9 protein-coding genes are annotated in these 18,668 nt (G+C 64.3%); 8 read left to right on the top strand and 1 reads right to left on the bottom strand.

All coding sequences use genetic code 11. The features are described 5' to 3' along the window. The first annotated feature begins 83 nt into the window (after positions 1 to 83). The 4 genes from RX329_RS23340 (at position 84) to RX329_RS23325 (ending at position 7,711) form a co-directional block, all read left to right on the top strand. Positions 84 to 2,324, top strand: coding sequence for a tetratricopeptide repeat protein (locus RX329_RS23340; RefSeq protein ID WP_085385246.1), 2,241 nt, complete (start codon positions 84 to 86; stop codon positions 2,322 to 2,324). Positions 2,325 to 2,449: 125 nt separating this feature from the next. Next, positions 2,450 to 4,690, top strand: coding sequence for a tetratricopeptide repeat protein (locus tag RX329_RS23335; RefSeq protein ID WP_162496619.1), 2,241 nt, complete (start codon positions 2,450 to 2,452; stop codon positions 4,688 to 4,690). Positions 4,691 to 4,803: 113 nt separating this feature from the next. After that, positions 4,804 to 7,062: a tetratricopeptide repeat protein gene (locus RX329_RS23330; RefSeq protein WP_085385245.1), complete on the top strand. Its 2,259-nt coding sequence runs from the start codon at positions 4,804 to 4,806 to the stop codon at positions 7,060 to 7,062. 115 nt (positions 7,063 to 7,177) lie between these two features. Then, positions 7,178 to 7,711, top strand: a complete 534-nt coding sequence (locus tag RX329_RS23325; RefSeq protein WP_018457795.1) for a DUF805 domain-containing protein — start codon at positions 7,178 to 7,180, stop codon at positions 7,709 to 7,711. Between the two features lie 21 nt (positions 7,712 to 7,732). On the opposite strand, the gene RX329_RS23320 is transcribed toward RX329_RS23325, so the two are convergent. Next, a complete protein-coding gene (locus RX329_RS23320; RefSeq protein ID WP_085385244.1) occupies positions 7,733 to 8,767 on the bottom strand; it encodes a cysteine synthase A in 1,035 nt (344 codons plus the stop codon). Positions 8,768 to 9,491: 724 nt separating this feature from the next. Here RX329_RS23320 and RX329_RS23315 point away from each other — a divergent pair. From RX329_RS23315 to RX329_RS23300, 4 genes are read left to right on the top strand one after another with little or no spacing between them, the layout of a single operon-like run. Next, a complete protein-coding gene (locus RX329_RS23315) occupies positions 9,492 to 10,976 on the top strand; it encodes an efflux transporter outer membrane subunit (RefSeq protein WP_026233443.1) in 1,485 nt (494 codons plus the stop codon). Further along, positions 10,966 to 12,375, top strand: coding sequence for an efflux RND transporter periplasmic adaptor subunit (locus tag RX329_RS23310; RefSeq protein ID WP_247338011.1), 1,410 nt, complete (start codon positions 10,966 to 10,968; stop codon positions 12,373 to 12,375). Before RX329_RS23315 ends, RX329_RS23310 begins: the two co-directional genes overlap by 11 nt. A gap of 36 nt (positions 12,376 to 12,411) precedes the next feature. Next, on the top strand, positions 12,412 to 15,561 hold the full coding sequence (locus RX329_RS23305) for an efflux RND transporter permease subunit (RefSeq protein ID WP_018457799.1): 3,150 nt from the start codon (positions 12,412 to 12,414) through the stop codon (positions 15,559 to 15,561). Then, complete coding sequence (locus RX329_RS23300; protein WP_317244329.1) at positions 15,561 to 18,665, top strand: efflux RND transporter permease subunit; 3,105 nt, start codon at positions 15,561 to 15,563, stop codon at positions 18,663 to 18,665. The genes RX329_RS23305 and RX329_RS23300 overlap by 1 nt, the downstream gene beginning before the upstream one ends. Positions 18,666 to 18,668: the final 3 nt, after the last annotated feature.

Below are 18,668 nucleotides of genomic sequence, written 5' to 3'. Positions count from 1 at the left end.
GCGTCGCGGGTCTAACCGGCCCGCCAGCTTGGCACCATGCGAATCGGCCAAGCTCTTTTCGGGCCATCCTCCGGAGAGAGACTTTGCAGAGCAGCGCCGGCGCGCGCGCATTCCAGAACGCGCGATTGCAAAAGAAATTGAAGAAGCAGGCGGACGCACTCATGTCCGCCGCGGTTCAGGCACTCGGCCAGGGCAGATACGCGGAGGTCGAGACACTCTGCCGCCGGATTTTGACGGAGGTTCCGGATCATTTCGACGCCGCGCACTTGCTCGGTCTGCGCGCGTATGATGGCGGGCGGCTCGATGAGGCGCAACAACTGCTCGAGCGCGCGACCGTGCTCGATCCGCGTTCGCCCGATGCCCATGGTAATCTCGGGGCGGTGTATTTCACCCTCCAGAAGTTTCAGGAGGCTCGCGCATGCCAGGAGAAGGCCGTTGCGCTGAAGCCGAATTCTCCGATCGCCTTGACCAATCTCGGCAATACGCTGCTGCACATGGGCCTCGCCGAGCAGGCTATCGAGCTGCACGATCGCGCTATCAGGCTGAAGCCGGACTATGCCGATGCATTTTGCAATCGGGGCATGGCGGAGCTGATCGAAGGCCAGTCCCAGCGCGCCAAGGAGAGTTTCGATCGCGCCCTCGCGTTTCAACCGCGTCACGCGGAAGCGATCGCAGGCAGGGGCATGGTATGCATCGAGCTCCGGCACTACGAAGAGGCGGCCGCGGCGATCGCGGCAGGGCTCGCGATCAAGCCGGATTCGCCGAAGATTCTGGCGCAGCGCGGACGGCTCAATCTCGATCTGTTGCGGCTGGAGCAGGCGCTCGCGGACTTTGATGCGGCGCTGGCGCTTTCGCCGAGGCTCGAAGTGGCCTTGCAGGGAAAGGCGCAAGTCAACCTTGTCAAGGGCAACACGGCCGAGGCGATTGCGGCCGTCGAGACCTTGCTGGAGGAAAATCCGCGGTCCGACATCGGAATTGCGCTCCTTGCTTCCTGCTATGCGAGCCAGAGAGACATCGCGACGGCGCTCGAACATCTCGACGCCGGGCTGGCAATGGCGCCTGATTATGCGGACTTGATCGGGCGCAAGATATTCTTCCTGGACTATCTCCCGGAGGCCGATTTTTCGGTTCAGCAGGCTGCGCGAAAACAATGGTGGGACGCGATCGGCGCCAAATTGGCGCAAAGGGCGTTGGCGCCCCGCACGCTTGATCCGGACAAGCGGATTTTGATCGGATATGTCGCTTCCGAATTCAGGAACCACTCGGCAGCGTTCGCTCTGTTGCCGGTGCTGCGCCATCATGATCACGCCAGGTTCGAGATCGTCTGCTATTCGTGCTCGCCGGTAAGAGATGAGATGACCGCCGCATTTAGGTCCTCGGCGGATGTCTGGGTCGACGCCTGGCAGATGTCGGATGACGAGTTGGCCGATCGCATCCAGGCCGACAAGGTCGATATCCTGATCGACGTATCCGGGCACACGACCGGCAACAGGCTCCATGTCTTCGCCCGCAAGCCGGCCCCGATCCAAGTCTCCGGGTTTGGTCACGCCACGGGCACGGGCCTTCAGACCATGGACTACGTGCTCGCGGATCCGGTCTTCATTCCGCAATCGGCGCGCCATCTGCTGGCTGAAAAGGTCTACGACCTGCCGTGCCTGATCACGATCGATCCCATTTTGGATCTACCTGCATCGGAGCCGCCCATGCTCCGCAACGGCCATGTCACCTTCGGCGTGTTCAACCGCATCTACAAGATCTCAGACGAGGCCATCGAGGTGTGGTCGAAAGTGATGCGCGAGGTGACGGGTTCGAAGATCATCATCAAGCATACTCTGCTTGACGATCCCATACTGCGCGACAATTTGGTCGCGCGGTTCGTGGCACAGGGCGTTGCCGAGGAGAATGTCACCTGCCTGGGCTCGTCGCCGCGCCCCGAGCACCTGAGGGCGTTTGCGAACGTCGATATATCGCTCGATACATTCCCGCAAAACGGCGGCGTCAGCACCTGGGAATCGCTCTATGCGGGCGTTCCGGTCGTGGCCAAGCTTGGCAACGGCGCCTCGTCGCGTGCCGGTGGTTCGATCGTGGCTGCGGTCGGTCTCGACGACTGGGTCGCCGAGGACGACGAGGGCTATGCCGCGATCGCCTGCAAATATGCGGCGCAGCCGGCGTATCTGGCGAGGTTGCGCAGCGACTTGCCGGCCCGGATCGCAGCGTCCCCCGCCGGCAATGTCGAAATCTACACGCGCGAGGTCGAAGCGGGCTATCGCCAGTTCTGGCGCGACTATTGTCCCGCGGCTGTCGAAGGCAGCGAGGTTGCGTAGGGGACCGGCAGCGCCGGGCCGCTGAGCCCCGGGAAATCCCGGGGGTGTCACCGTGCCAGCTGACCGGCAGGTCGGGCTTGCGAATCAGTTAGACTCTGCCCCGGGCCATCTTCCGGAGAGACACCTTGCAGAGCAGCGGCGGCGCGCGCGCATTCCAGAACGCGCGATTGCAGAAGAAATTGATGAAGCAGGCGGACGCCGTCCTCTCCGCCGCGGCTACCGCCTATGGCCAGGGCCGATATGCTGAGACTGAAGCACTCTGCCGGGAGATCCTTAAAGCGCTGCCCGATCATGTCGACGCTCTGCACCTGCTCGGCATGTGCGCGCATGACGGCCGGCGCCTGGAGGAGGCGCAACAGCTGCTCAAGCGCGTGATTGTGCTCGATCCGCGCCTGCACGATGCCCATAACAACCTCGCGACCGTGCATTTCGATCTCGGCAATTACGAGGAGGCGCGGCGGTGCCAGGAGAGGGCCATCGCGCTAAAGCCGAATTTTGCGGTCGCGCTGACCAACCTCGGCAACACGCTGATGCATCTGGGGCAGTACGAACAGGCGCTCGAGCTGCATGAGCGCGCCATCAAGATCAAGCCGGATTATGCCGACGCGTTCTGCAATCGCGGTATGGTCGAGATTGTGCTTGGACAGATCATGCGCGCCAAGGAAAGCTTCGACCGCGCCCTGCTGTTTCAGCCCCGTCACGCCGAGGCTATCGTCGGCAGCGGCATGGTCAGCATGGAGCTGCGGCACCACGACGAGGCGGCCGCCAAATTTGCCATGGCGCTGGCGATCAAGCCCGGCTCGCCGAGGATCGTGGCCCAACGCGGGCGGCTCAGTTACGAGTTGCAGCGCCTGGAGCCCGCGCTTGCGGATTTCGAGGCGGCGCTTGCGATCTCGCCCAAGCTCGAGCTGGCGCTACGCGGCAAGGCCCAGGCCTGCCTCGTCATGGGAAAGACCGCGCAGGCGATGGCAGCCGCAACGGCCCTGATCGAGCAAAATCCGCGCTCCGAGGTGGGGCTGGCGCTGATGGGCTTCTCTTATTCGAACCAGGGGGACATGGACGCAGCGATCGAGTATCTCGATCGCGCGCTGGCAGTCCGGCCGGACTATGGGGATGCGATCAGAGGAAAGATCTTCCTGGAGGACTACCGCGCCGAGGCCGATTTCGTGGTCCAGCAGGCGGTGCGAAAATCCTGGTGGGACCAGATCGGCTCCAAGCAGCCGCGAAGGGAGTTGCCGAAGCGGCCGCTGGACCCGGAAAAGCGGATCGTGGTCGGCTATGTCGCTGCCGAATTCCGGCAGCACTCCGCGGGGCTCACGCTGCTGCCAGTGCTGCGCCATCATGATCACACTAAATTTGAAATCATCTGCTACTACTCATGGCCGGGCGCGGACGAGTACACCGCCATGTTCAAATCATTGGCCGACGTCTGGGTCGATGCCTGGGGGCTTTCGGACGACGAACTCGCCGATCGTATCCAGGCCGACAATGTCGACATCCTGATCGACGTTTCGGGCCACACGACCGGTAACAGGCTGCAGTGTTTTGCGCGTAAGCCGGCCCCGATCCAGGCCACTGGCTTCGGACACGCGACGGGCACAGGCATGCCGATTATGGACTACGTGCTCGCGGATCCCATTTTCATTCCGCCGTCGGTTCGGCATCTGTTTGCCGAGAAAATCTACGATCTGCCGTGTCTGATCACCATGGAGCCTGTCTCGGATCTGGCGCCTTCGGAGCTGCCGATGCTCCGCAACGGCTACGTCACCTTTGGCGTGTTCAACCGCATCTACAAAATATCGGATGATGCGATCCGTGTGTGGTCGCGCATCATGCGGGAGTTGCCGGGATCGAAGATGGTCCTCAAGCATGGTCTGCTCGATGATCCCCTGCTGCGCGATAGTCTGGTCGCGCGTTTCCTCGCGCAGGGCGTTGTCGAGGAGAACATCACCTGCCTCGGCACCACCTCGCGCGACGACCATCTGGCGGCTTTCGCCCAGGTCGATATGTCCCTCGACACGTTCCCGCAAAATGGCGGCATCAGCACCTGGGAATCTCTCTACAAGGGCGTTCCCGTCGTGGCCAAGCTCGGCATCGGGGCCTCCTCGCGTGCCGGCGCCTCTATCGTGACTGCCGTCGGCCTCGGCGACTGGGTGGCCGAAGATGACAATGGCTATGTCGAGATTGCTCGCAGGTTTGCGTCACAGCCCGATTATCTGGCGAAATTGCGCACGGAATTGCCGGCCCGGATCGCGGCTTCGCCCGCCGGCAATGTCGAGACCTACACGCGGGAGCTCGAGGCGGGTTACCGAAAGTTCTGGCGCGACTATTGTGCCGCCGCCGCGGATAACGCTGACGTTGCGTAGGCGAGGCCCGGGTTGGGCACCGGCATCTTCCGGGGGATTGCCGGGCCGCCTAAACCGGCGGCTCTGGCCGCGAATCAGCTAGAATCGTCTCGGGCATCCTCCGGAGAGAATCCTTGCAGAGCAGCGGCGCCGGCGCGCGCGCGTTCCAGAACGCGCGATTGCAGAAGAAATTGAAGAAGCAGGCGGACGCGATCATTTCGACCGCGAATGCGGCCTATGGCCAGGGCCGGTATGCGGAGACCGAGGCGCTCTGCCGCCAGATCCTGAATGAACTTCCGGAGCATTTCGGCGCCTTGCACCTGCTTGGCTTGGGCGCGTTCGCGAGCCGACACTTCGAGGCAGCGAAACAGGCCCTCAAATATGTCGTGACGGTCGACCCACGCTCGGCACAGGCTTTTTCCGATTTGGGAGCCACGCATTTCGCACTTGGGGAATATGAGGACGCGCGTACGTCCCTGGAGAGAGCCATCGCGTTGAAGCCCAGCTTCCCGATGGCCTTGGCCAATCTCGGCAATACCTTGTTGCATCTAAACCGCGTCGAGCAGGCTATCGAACTGTACGATCGCGCGATCGGGCTGAAGCCCGATCATGCCGATGCGCTTTGCAATCGCGGCCTGGCAGAGGTCGCGCTGCGCCAGCTTGATCGCGCCAAACAGAGCTTCGAGCGCGCACTGTTGTTTCAGCCGCGAAACGTCGAGGCGCTCGTCGGCAAAGGTTTGGTCAATATCGAGCTCAAAAACTTCGACGAGGCCAAAGGCGCGCTGGAGGCGGCGCTCGCGATCAGGCCAGGCTCGGCGAAAATCCTGGCGAACCGTGGACGGCTCAATCTTGAGACGTCGAGGTTGGAACAGGCGGCGGCGGATTTCGACGCGGCCCTTGCGCTTGCGCCCAAGCTCGAGGTGGCCTTGCAGGGGAAGGCACAAGTCGCGCTCGCCATGGGAAACACGGCGCAAGCGATTTTAGCCTGCACCATGTTGCTGGAGGAATATCCACGCTCAGCGATCGCGATGGCGCTGCTGAGCGCTTGTTTTGCAAATCAGGGAGAGATCGCATCGGCGATCGAGCTTCTCGATGCGGCGCTGGCCATTGTGCCGGATGCATCCTTGATCGGCCGGAAGATCTTCTTCCTCGACTATCTCTCCGAGGCCGATTTCGCGGTTCAGCAGGCCGCACGAAAGCAGTGGTGGGACGCGATCGGCTCGAAGTTGCCGCGAAGGACTCTTGCCCCCCGGCAGCTTGATCCCGACAGGCGGATCGCGGTCGGCTATGTTGCTGCCGAGTTTTGGCATCACTCGGCGGCGTTCGCTCTGTTGCCGGTGCTGCGCCATCATGATCACGCCAGGTTTGAGATCGTCTGCTATTCGTGCTCGCCGGTAAGAGATGAGATGACCGCCGCATTTAGGTCCTCGGCGGATGTCTGGGTCGACGCCTGGCAGATGTCGGATGACGAGTTGGCCGATCGCATCCAGGCCGACAAGGTCGATATCCTGATCGACGTATCCGGGCACACGACCGGCAACAGGCTCCATGTCTTCGCCCGCAAGCCGGCCCCGATCCAAGTCTCCGGGTTTGGTCACGCCACGGGCACGGGCCTTCAGACCATGGACTACGTGCTCGCGGATCCCGTCTTCATTCCGCAATCGGCACGCCATCTGCTGGCTGAAAAGGTCTACGACCTGCCGTGCCTGATCACGATCGATCCCATTTTGGATCTACCTGCATCGGAGCCGCCCATGCTCCGCAACGGCCATGTCACCTTCGGCGTGTTCAACCGCATCTACAAGATCTCAGACGAGGCCATCGGGGTGTGGTCGAAAGTGATGCGCGAGGTGACGGGTTCGAAGATCATCATCAAGCATACTCTGCTTGACGATCCCATGTTGCGCGACAATTTGGTCGCGCGGTTCGTGGCACAGGGCGTTGCCGAGGAGAATGTCACCTGCCTGGGCTCGTCGCCGCGCCCCGAGCACCTGCGGGCGTTTGCGAACGTCGATATATCGCTCGATACATTCCCGCAAAACGGCGGCGTCAGCACCTGGGAATCGCTCTATGCCGGCGTTCCGGTCGTGGCCAAGCTCGGCAACGGCGCCTCGTCGCGTGCCGGTGGTTCGATCGTGGCTGCGGTCGGTCTCGACGACTGGGTCGCCGAGGACGACGAGGGCTATGCCGCGATCGCCTGCAAATATGCGGCGCAGCCGGCGTATCTGGCGAGGTTGCGCAGCGACTTGCCGGCCCGGATCGCAGCGTCTCCCGCCGGCAATGTCGAAATCTACACGCGCGAGGTCGAAGCGGGCTATCGCCAGTTCTGGCGCGACTATTGTGCCGCGGCTGTCGAAGGCAGCGAGGGCCTGACCCTGCCGGTTGGGGCGTAGCCTCGAATTGCGCCGGCCACCTTAGTCCTCCGGAAACCATGCGGCGCTGCGCGACCGTGCCGGTTCATGGCTCCGAAAGCTATCTCTGGGCATGTGGCGCCAAAAGGGTGCGCCAATGCTCGGTTTCGTCTTCGGCTTGAACGCCCGGCTCGGGCGATTGCATTTCTTCCTCGCGACGGTCGCGCTTGCGATCGTGATGACGGCGATCTGCTTTGCAATCGCAATGGCCGTGCTGAACAACACCTCGCCCGGCGCGATCCGACCCGAAGACCTCACCAAGAGCTGGGCGATGATCGCCGCGATCGTGTTCTTCGGAGTTGCGACCCTCACGCTGCAATCGATGCGCATCCGCGACATCGGCTGGGATCCGGTCTGCGTGGTGCCTGCCTGGTTCGCGCTCATGATCGTCGACCATGTCGTCGCGGGCCGGTTTCCGGCCTGGGCGATCGGGGAGGAGCACCAGGCAACGGCGGTCGGCGCGCTCGTCAACCTCGCGCTGATGCTCGCGCTCATGTTCTGGCCGAGCGGCGACAGCGAGGGCTCCTACGGCGCTCCCCTCCCGCCGCGCACACGCGCGAACAAGCCTTCGCTATCGAACGAGCGCCTCGCGCGGGTGTCGCAGGGATCGTCTCGCTCGAACTGGAGCTAGACGGCCGGCTTCCGGAACGTTCTAGACGAACGGCAGCTTGATGTTGCTGCGCTTCTCCAGCCATTCAGGCACAGGAAGGCTCTTGGCGCGCATGAAGTCCGCATTGAACAGCTTCGACTGGTAACGGCTGCCGGAATCGCAAAGCACGGTGACGATCGTCTTGCCGGGCCCGAGCTGTTTTGCGAGACGCATCGCGCCGGCAACGTTGATGCCGGTCGAGCCGCCGAGGCACAGGCCTTCGTGCTGGAGCAGTTCGTAGATCACCGTGACTGCTTCCGCATCGGGAATGAGATAGGCGTCATCGACCTTTGCGCTCTCGACGATTGCGGTCGCCCGGTTGAGGCCGATGCCCTCGGTGATCGAGCCGCCCGGCGTCGCCTTGGCATCGCCCGTTCTGAAATATTCATACATGCCGGCGCCGTGCGGGTCGGCGCAGGCGATCCTGACGTCCTTGCTCTTCTCTTTCAGGAAGCGGCTGGTGCCGGCCAGCGTGCCGCCGCTGCCGACGGAGCAGACGAAGCCGTCGATCTTGCCGCCGGTCTGCTCCCAGATCTCGGGACCTGTGGACTCGTAATGCGCCTTCGCATTGTCGAGGTTGTTCCACTGGTCGGCGAACAGCACGCCGTTCGGCTCCGTCTTGCGCAGCTCGTCGGCAAGACGGCGGCCGACATGCTGGTAATTGTTCGGATTGGAATAGGGCAGGGCCGGCGATTCCAGCAGCTCGGCGCCGCACAGCTTCAGAAAATCCTTCTTCTCCTGGCTCTGCGTCTCCGGGATCACGATCAGCGTGCGGTAGCTGCGGGCGCTGGCCACGACCGCAAGACCGATGCCGGTATTGCCGGCGGTCGATTCCACGACGAGACCGCCGGGCTTGAGCTGGCCGCGCTTCTCGGCCTCGAGGATCATCCATTTGCCGGCGCGATCCTTCACCGACTGGCCGGGATTCATGAATTCGGCCTTGCCCAGGATGGTGCAGCCGGTCAGTTCGGAAGCGCGCTTGAGCTTGATCAGCGGGGTGTTGCCGATGGCTTCGACAACGTCGTTTTTGATGGTCATGTCAGGGGAAATCACTGGCAAGGGGTTGATTAGGTTGGCCAGAACCTAGTGCTTGAAATGCCAAAGGGGAAGGCTTTTGCGCTGCGGCGAAACCCGCGAAAATCCCCGTAAGCAGTGAAAATTTGGAAGGAGAGATCGCCGCTGCTGCTGTGCTACGCCGCGGGATATCGGTAGGAGGATGTGGCCGGCTTCTGCCAAAACATGGAAGATAAGGGTCGTCGCCAGCGCACCCTCCATTGGATGTCAGCCGTCGCCGTCGAAGAGTGCGGATAGTACGCGGGAGGCGGTCAAGATATCGGCACGACGAACGCTTATTCGTTTTCCGATAATGGACAACCTCGCGAAAGTGGCCAGGCCCGGTTTCGCGGCCGGACTGAAGCCGCATCGCGAGCGGTGCAGGCGGATTGGAGGGGGTTGGCGTCGGTGTGGCGGCAGTATCACATGAAATCTTGGTAAGCTCGAACGCACTCAGGAACGGCCCTGAAATTCAAGAAACACCTGCAGGACAGCACCCTTTTGTATTTTCTCAGCTCTAAGATCGTCGCGCTTTGGGGGGCACATCGCAACTGCGGGACTGTCCCGCGGTTCCGCGTCCGGCTAGTATGAGGCGCACAATTTCGCCGAAAGCATCACTTGTGAACGAGTTGTCCAAAGCCCCCCGACGACCGCGCTGCGAATCGGCTAATCCGGCCGCGCGGCGGCGGTTCGATCTGCCCGGCGGGGGGTGGATGTGACACAACGTGTTCCGGCGATCGCCGTGCGGCGGTCACCAGGCGCGACGTCCCGGACGCGACGTGCGGCGCGCTGGCTTGCGGTCGCTTGCCTCGCCGCCGGTTCGGGCGCCTGCGTGCTGACGCAGGATCTTCCTGATCCCGCGCTCGACGTTCCCACGCAATACAAATATGCCGGGAAGGCCGATGCGCCGCCGTCGCTGGATTGGTGGCGCAGCTTCCGCTCCGCGGAGCTGACACAGCTGATGGAAGAGGCGCACACCGTCAACCTCGACATCGCCGCCGCCGTTTCGCGCATCGTCGAGGCCGACGCTCAGGCGCGGCAGGCGGGTGCGGCGCTGCTGCCGAGCCTGTCCGGCACCGGGCAGGAGGCCTATTCGCGCACCTCCGGTTCCTCCGCCTCGGGGCTAACCAATGGCGGCCGTGAGGTCGTCAACTACCAGGCTTCGCTGAGCGCGAGCTACCAGCTCGATTTCTGGGGCCAAAATCGCGACGCCCTGCAAACGGCGGAAGAGACGGCAAATGCCAACCGCTTCGATCGCGACGTCGTTGCGCTGACCACGCTTGCAGGCGTCGCTAACGCCTATTTCCAGGTGCTGGCCTCGCAGGATCGCATCAGGACCTCACAGCGCAACATCGCGAGCGCGCAACGCATCCTCGATGCCGTCAGGGAACGGCGCAAGGCCGGCACCGGCACCGACCTCGACGTCGCCCAGCAGGAGAGCGTGCTCGCAAACCAGAAGGCACTGGTGCCGCCGCTGCGCCAGACGCTCGACCAGAACGTCAATGCGCTTGCAGTCCTGGTGTCGCGGCCGCCGGAGAGCGTGCGCGTGCTCGGCGGCTCGCTGAACCGGATCGCGATTCCGCGCGTGACGCCGGGACTGCCGTCGGAGCTCCTGACGCAACGGCCCGACATCCGCAGGCAGGAGGCCCAGCTCGCCTCCGCGACAGCGAACGTCGGCAATGCCCGCGCGCAGTTCTTTCCGACCATCCAGCTCACCGGCAATGGCGGCTATCAAAGCTCGGCCCTGGTCTCGCTGTTCCAGCCGCATGCGGCGTTCTTCCAGCTCGTCGGCAGCGCGACGCAGCCGATCTTCGACGGTGGCAAGATCCTCGGCAATTTCGAATTTGCCAAGGCGCGGCAGGACGAATTGCTCCAGACTTACCGCAAGACCATCATCCAGTCCTTTGCCGATGTCGACAACGCGCTGTTCTCGATCAAGCAGACCACGATCAGGCTGCAATTGCAGCGTGACGTCCTCAACGCCTCCCGCCGCGCATTCGATCTCTCCGAGCAGCAGTTGCGCGCGGGCACGGCCGACATCGTCACCGTGCTCAATACGCAACTGACCCTGTTCCAGGCGGAAGACGCGCTGTCGCAGGCGCAACTTGCCCGCCTTCTTGCTATCGTCAGCCTGTATCAGGCGCTCGGCGGCGGCTGGGAGCCGAGGATGGAGAAACCGGTCAATGCTCTTTAAGCCGGATACCAAGCAAGGCGTGAAGGAGGGAACGGCGAAGAAGTCGCGCGGGCGCGGCTTCGTCATGACCCTGATCACGCTGGCGATCCTCGGCGGGCTCGGCTACTACGGCTGGACCACCTGGCACCAGCAGCCGCAGCAGGCGAACGGCCGCAATCAACGGCCGGATCTGCCGGTGCCGGTGCTGGCGGCGACGCCCCGCATCCAGGACGTTCCCGTCTATCTCGACGGCGTCGGTGCGATCCGCGCGCTCAACACCGTGACCGTCCGCTCGCAGGTCGACGGCAAGCTGATCGCGGTCAATTTCACCGAGGGACAGGACGTCAAGAAAGGCGACGTGGTCGGCGAGATCGACCCGGCGCTCTATCAGGCGACGTACGATCAGGCGGTCGCCAAGAAGGCGCAGGACCAGGCCCAGCTCGCCAACCAGCGTATCGACCTCACGCGCTACGAGCAGCTCGCCGCGTCCAACGCCGGATCCAAGCAGCAGGCCGACACCCAGCGCGCGCTGGTCGCGCAGACCGAGGCGCTGGTCAAGGCCGATCAGGCCGCGATCGACAATGCGGCGGCGACGCTGAGCTACACCAAGATCGTGGCGCCGATCTCGGGCCGCGCCGGCCTGCGCCAGGTCGATCAAGGCAACATCATCCACGCCTCCGACACCACCGGCCTCGTGGTGATCACGCAATTGCAGCCGATCGCGGTGTGGTTCAGCTTGCCCCAGCAGCAGATCATGCGGGTCAATGCCGCCGCGTCGAAGGGCGCGCTCGCGGTCGACGTGTTCGGCAATGATGGCCTCACAGTGATCGACACCGGAAAGCTCACCGGCATCGACAACCAGGTCGACCAGACCACCGGCACGCTCAGGCTCAAGGCCGAATTCCCCAACGCCAATTACCAGCTCTGGCCGGGCCAGTTCGTCAATGTCCGCCTCAAGGTCGAGACCCTGACCCAGGCACTGGTGGTGCCGACCTCGGCCGTGCAGCGCGGACCGATCGGCACCTTCAGCTATGTCATCGGCGAGGATAACATCGTCTCGGCCAAGCCGGTGACGGTGACGCAGCAGAACGAGCATGACGCCGTCATCGCCAGTGGCCTGTCGGCGACCGACAAGGTCGTCACGACGGGCTTTGCCAATCTGTCCGACGGCTCCAAGGTGGTCATCGGGCGCGACGATCAGACCCCGTCGGCCGATCTCGCGCCGCGCAAGCGCTCGCGCGGGCCGGATGGTCAAAAGAAGGACGGCGCAAAAGACGGCCAGAAGGACGGACAAGACAAGGACGGCGAGTTCCGCGCCAAGCGCAAGAGCAGCGAAGGCGACCAGAAGGGCCAGACCGGACCGGCACCAGGGCCTCCGTCAAGTCCGGGTGCATCGGGAAGTGGAGCTAAGCAGCCATGATCCCGACAACAGCCGCCTGAGCGGCAGGCGCATCCCATGGGCGTCTCCGAACCCTTCATCCGCCGTCCGATCGCGACCTCATTGCTCGGCATCGCGCTTCTGATTGGCGGGCTGCTCGGCTATTTCGCGCTGCCGGTGTCCGCGCTGCCGCAGGTCGATTTCCCGACCGTGCAGGTGACGACGCAATTGCCCGGCGCGAGCCCCGACGTGATCGCCTCGCTGATCACCGCGCCCTTGGAGCGGCAGCTCGGCCAGATCCCGTCGCTGTCGGCGATGAACTCGACGAGCTCGTTCGGCGTCAGCCAGATCTCGCTGCAGTTCGATCTCAACCGCGACATCGACGGTGCCACCCAGGACGTCCAGGCTGCGATCAACGCGGCGGCCGGCGTGCTGCCCAAGACGCTGCCTTATCCGCCGACCTACGCCAAGGTGAACCCGGCCGATGCGCCGGTGATGACGTTGGCGCTGCGCTCCGACACAATCTCGTTGCGGGCGATGAGCGACATCGCCGATACGCTTCTGGCGCAGCGGCTGAGCCAGATTTCCGGCGTCGGGCGCGTCTCTGTGCTCGGCGGACTGAAGCCAGCCGTCCGCATCCAGGCGGATCTCGCGCGGCTCGCCGCCTATGGCATAGCCATGGAAGACCTGCGCACCGCGATCGCCAGTGCCAACGTCTCCGGGCCGAAAGGCTCGCTCGACGGCGCGCAGCAATCCTACATCATCGCCGCCAACGACCAGATCGCCGCCGCCGACGCCTACAAGCCTGTCATCATCGCCTACCGCAACGGCTCGCCGGTCACGATCGCCGACGTCGCCCAGATCGTCGATGGGCTCGAGAACGACCGCACCGGCGGCTGGTACCAGGGCTCGCCCGCCGTCATCATCGACATCCAGCGTCAGCCCGGCGCCAATGTGATCGACGTCGTCAGCCAGATCCGGGCGGAAATCCCAAAGGTCCAGCGCGCTATTCCGGCCGGCGTGAACCTCACCATCGTCTCCGACCGCACCGTCACCATCCGTGCCTCGGTGCGCGACGTGCAGTTCACGCTGATCCTCAGCGTCGTGCTGGTGACGCTGGTGGTGCTGCTGTTCCTGCGTTCGCTACGCGCCACGCTGATCGCCGGCGTGGCGCTGCCGCTGTCGCTGATCACGAGCTTCGGCATCATGTATTTTGCCGGCTTCAGCCTCGACAATCTGTCGCTGATGGCGCTCACCATCGGCACCGGCTTCGTCGTGGACGACGCCATCGTGATGATCGAGAACATCGTCCGCCACATGGAAAACGGCGACAGCGCGATGGAGGCTTCGCTGAAGGGCGCCAGCGAGATCGGCTTCACCGTGATTTCGCTGACGGTATCGCTGATTGCGGTGTTCATCCCGCTGTTGTTCATGTCGGGCCTTGTGGGCCGCATGTTCCGCGAATTCGCGCTGACCCTGACGATCGCGGTCGTGACCTCCGCCGTGGTGTCGCTGACGCTGACGCCGATGATGTGCTCGCGCCTGCTGAAGCATGCCCATGAAGAGCTGGCAGTGCCGGGTCTTGCCGCGGTCAGCCGCTTCATCGACCGCACCGTCGGGTTCTATCACCGCACGCTGCTCTGGGTGCTGGAGCGCCAGCGCGCGACACTGGTCGTGACTTTCGCCACGCTGATCGCGACCCTGGCGCTCTATGTCGTCGCGCCAAAGGGCTTCCTGCCGCTGCAGGACACCGCCTCGATCACGGCGGTGACCGAAGCCGGTCCCGACGTCTCGTTTGCGGAGATGCAGAAGCGGCAGGCCGAGGCGGCCGACGCCATCAAGGCCGATCCCGATGTGACCGGCGTGGTCTCGGTGATCGGTGCAGGCTCGGTCAATCCGACCACCAATGTCGGCCGTCTTGTCATGACGCTGAAACCTCGCGGCGAGCGGCGCGACGATGTCAGCGTCGTCATCACCCGCCTGAAGGGGCGGGTGGCCGCCATCCCCGGCATGACCGTCTATTTCCAGCCGGTGCAGGACGTGCAGATCTCGACCCAGTCGAGCCGTTCGCAATACCAGTACACGCTGACCGGCACCGACGCCGCTTTGGTGTCGGAATGGGCGCGCAAGCTGGTTGCCGAAATGCGGCGCGATCCGCTGTTCCGCGACGTCTCCTCGGAAGCGCAGGAAGGCGGTCTGCGGGCGCAGCTCACGGTCGACCGCACCCGCGCCGGCCAGCTCGGCGTCAGCCTTCAGGGCATCACCGACACGCTCAACGACGCCTTCGCGCAGCGCCAGATCTCGACCATCTACGGCCAGGCCAACCAGTACCGCGTGGTGCTGGAAGCGCTGCCGATGTACCAGCGCGATCCCTCGATCCTGTCGAAGCTTTATCTGCCGGGCGCGGCGAGCGCGACCGCCGGTGCGCCCAACGCGCAGGTGCCGCTCTCCGCCGTGGCGACGCTGACGCGCACCACCGCGCCGCTCGCGATTTCGCACCAGGCGCAATTCCCGTCGATCTCGCTCAGCTTCAACCTCGCGCCGGGCGCGGCGCTTGGCGATGCCGTCGAGGCCGTGAAGACCATCGAGACCCGGATCGAGATGCCCAACAGCATCGTCGGCGTCTATGCCGGCGACGCCGCCGAATTCGCCAAGGCACTCGCCGGCCAGCCCTGGCTGCTGCTGGCCGCGGTGATCACGATCTATATCGTGCTCGGCGTGCTCTACGAGAGCTACATCCATCCGATCACGATCCTCTCGACGCTGCCGTCCGCCGGCGTCGGCGCGATCCTGGCGCTGATGCTGTGCGGGCAGGATCTCTCGGTGATCGGGCTGATCGGCATCATCCTGTTGATGGGCATCGTCAAGAAGAACGCGATCATGATGATCGACTTCGCGCTCGAGGCCGAGCGCGGGCAGGGGATGTCGCCGAACGAGGCGATCGTACAGGCTTGTCTGCTGCGCTTCCGTCCGATCATGATGACGACGCTGGCCGCCCTGTTCGGTGCGCTGCCGCTGGCGATCGAGAGCGGCACCGGCGCCGAGCTGCGCTTCCCACTCGGCATCTCCATTATCGGCGGCCTGCTGCTCAGCCAATTGCTCACGCTCTACACCACGCCGGTGATCTATCTCGCCCTCGACCGCATCAACCGCCGCCTCGAGCAGGCGCTGCCGCCGGCCGAATCCGGCGGTCCGCCCGTCGCGGGCGCGACCGAGGGGATGCAGTGATGGCATCGATCTCGGAGCCCTTCATCCGCCGCCCGGTCGCGACCACGCTGCTGTCGATCGGGTTGTTCCTGCTGGGTATCGTGGCTTACGAGTTCCTCCCCGTTGCCTCGGTTCCGAACATCGATTTTCCCGCCATCTTCGTCTCGGCCAGCCGTCCTGGCGCCGACCCGTCCGTCATGGCCGCGACGGTTGCCTCGCCGCTGGAGCGGCGGCTCGGCGAGATCGCGGGCATCAGCCAGATCACCTCGACTTCGTCACTCGGCACGACCAGCATCCAGCTCCAGTTCGACATCGGCCGCAACGTCGACAAAGCCGCCCGCGACGTGCAGGCGGCAATCAATGCGTCGCTGGTCGACCTGCCGAGCGATTTGCCGACGCTGCCGCGCTTCCGCAAGGCGAACACCGCAGGCGCGCCGGTCTTCGTGCTGGCGCTGACCTCGAAGACGCTGTCCGCCAGCGCGGTCTACGACGTCGCCGACACCGTGCTGGCGCAGCGCATCTCGCAGGTGCCGGGGGTGGGCAATGTGACGATCTCGGGTGCCGACCAGCCGGCGGTCAGGATTCAGCTCAATCCTGTCGCGCTGTCCAATGCCGGCATCGCCACCGACGACGTGCGAACTGCGATTATCAACGCCAACCCGCTCGGTCCGGTCGGCATCTTCAACGGCGAGCGCCAGAGCGAGACGCTGTCGCTCAACAAGCAGATGCGGACGGCGAAAGAGTTCCGCGACATCGTCATCAAGAGCGCGAAGGGCAATTTCGTCCGGCTCTCCGATGTTGCCGACATCGAGGACTCCGTCCGTAACGCCCGTTCCATCGCCTGGTTCAACAAGCAGCCGGCTGTGCTGATCCAGATCACCAAGCAGGGCGATGCCAACGTCATCGATACCGTCGACCGGGTGAAGGCGCTGATCCCCGCGCTGAAGCAGTGGATCCCGGCCGGGGTCGATATCTCCACCTTGGTCGACCGCACCAGTACGATCCGCGCCAGCGTGCTCGACATGCAGTGGACCTTGCTCGCGACTGCCATTCTCGTGATGGTCGTCGTGTTCGTATTCCTGCGACGGCTCACGCCGACGATCGCAGCCGGAATCTCGGTGCCGCTGGCGCTGGCCGGAACCTGCGCCGGCATGTGGGTCGCGGGCTTCTCGATCGACAATCTTTCGCTCATGGCGCTGGCGATCTCCGTTGGCTTCGTGGTCGACGACGCCATCGTCATGATCGAGAACATGTACCGCAATCTCGAGCACGGCATGCGCCCGCTCCAGGCGGCATTGGACGGCGCCCGGCAGATCGGCTTCACCGTCGTGTCGATCAGCCTGTCGCTGATCGCGGCCTTCACGCCGCTGATCTTCATGGATGGCGTCGTCGGCCGGCTGCTGCGCGAGTTCTCCCTGACATTGACCTTCGCCATCCTGGTCTCGACCCTGGTGTCGCTGACGGTGACGCCGATAATCTGCGCCCATTACATCCGCCAGACCACGTCTGGCACGGCGACCCTGTTCGACCGGATCATCGAGGGCTCGCTGTCGCGCATCGTCGCGTTCTACACCCGCACCTTGCGCACCGTGCTGGAATATCCGCTGCTGACGCTGCTGGTGTTCTTCGCCACCATCGGCCTAACAATTACGCTCTACATCAAGATCCCTAAGGGCTATTTCCCGACCGACGATTCCGGCTTCGTCATCGGGGCGACGCGCGCCTCGGCCGACATCTCGTTCCAGTCGATGCTGAGCCTGCAGCAGCGGCTCGCCGACATCGTGATGCAGGATCCGGCAGTGGCCGGCATCGGCTCCACCGTCGGCAGCGGCGGCGGACCGGGCGGCGCGACCTCCAATCGCGGCACCATGTTCATCAGCCTGAAGCCGCCGGAGGAGCGCGACCACGTCTCGACCCAGGTGGTGATCGACCGTCTCAGGCGGGCGTTATACCCGGTGCCCGGCATCCGCCTGTTCATGTTCGCCGCCCAGGACGTGCGCGCCGGCGGACGGCAGAGCGATTCCGACTACCAATACACGCTGACCAGCACCGACCTCGGCCTGTTGCAAAAGTGGGCGCCGATCGTGGCCAAGCGCATGGAGAGCGTCGAAGGCATCACCGACATCTCCAGCGACCGCGATCCCGGCGGGCTTCAATTGACCTTGTCGATCGACCGCCAGAAGGCCTCCGCACTCGGCGTCCGCGTCCAGGATATCGACAACGCGCTCAACAACGCGTTCTCGCAGCGGCAGATCGGGATCATCTACACCCAGCGCAACCAGTACATGACCGTGCTGGAGATCGACCCGAAATTCCAGGTCGACCCCTCCAACCTCGATCGCATCTATGTCGCCGGCGCGGGCGACGCGCAGGTGCCGCTGTCGGCCGTGGTGCATGCGACGCGCGGGCTCGCCGCGCTCGCGGTCTATCATTCGCAGTCGTTCCCATCGACCACGGTGTCGTTCAACCTGTTGCCGGATGTGCAGATCCAGGCCGCAACGCAGAACATCCAGCGCGCGGTCGAGGAGCTGCACATGCCGGAAGGCATTCGCGGCAGTTTTGATGGCAATGCTGGCGATTTCGCCAAGACCAGCGGCCGCCAGCCGCTCCTGATCCTCGGCGCGCTGGTGGCGATGTATATCGTGCTCGGCGTGCTCTACGAGAGCCTCGCCCATCCGCTCACGATCATCTCGACGCTACCCTCGGCGGGACTTGGCGCGCTGCTGGCCTTGCAGCTCACCAACACGCCACTGACCGTGATCGCCTTCGTTGGCATCATCCTGTTGATCGGCATCGTCAAGAAGAATGGCATCATGATGGTGGATTTCGCGCTCGATGCCGAGCGCCAGCGCGGCCTGTCGTCGGCGGAGGCGATCTTCGAGGCCTGCCAGGCGCGCTTCCGGCCGATCCTGATGACGACGATGGCGGCGCTGTTCGCCGGCATTCCGCTGGTGGTCGCGACCGGGCCCGGCACGGAACTCCGCCGTCCGCTCGGCATCACCATCATCGGCGGGCTGTTCGTCTCGCAGATCCTGACGCTCTACACCACGCCCGTGATCTACCTGCTGGTCGACCGCCTGCGCCGCCGCTCCGAACCGCGCCCGCTGGCCGCGCCGGCGGAATAGGCG

The sequence above is a fragment of the Bradyrhizobium sp. BWC-3-1 genome (assembly GCF_032917965.1).
Classification (GTDB): domain Bacteria; phylum Pseudomonadota; class Alphaproteobacteria; order Rhizobiales; family Xanthobacteraceae; genus Bradyrhizobium; species Bradyrhizobium canariense_D.
The sequence above is the reverse complement of the archived record's forward strand: the minus strand, read 5'-3'. Positions and strand labels throughout refer to the sequence as shown.

Excerpts from the sequence above, each read along its gene's own strand:
- RX329_RS23325 (WP_018457795.1), top strand. The coding sequence starts at position 7,178 with ATGCTCGGTTTCGTCTTCGGCTTGAACGCCCGGCTCGGGCGATTGCAT.
- RX329_RS23320 (WP_085385244.1), bottom strand. The coding sequence starts at position 8,767 with ATGACCATCAAAAACGACGTTGTCGAAGCCATCGGCAACACCCCGCTG.
- RX329_RS23310 (WP_247338011.1), top strand. The coding sequence starts at position 10,966 with ATGCTCTTTAAGCCGGATACCAAGCAAGGCGTGAAGGAGGGAACGGCG.
- RX329_RS23305 (WP_018457799.1), top strand. The coding sequence starts at position 12,412 with ATGGGCGTCTCCGAACCCTTCATCCGCCGTCCGATCGCGACCTCATTG.
- RX329_RS23300 (WP_317244329.1), top strand. The coding sequence starts at position 15,561 with ATGGCATCGATCTCGGAGCCCTTCATCCGCCGCCCGGTCGCGACCACG.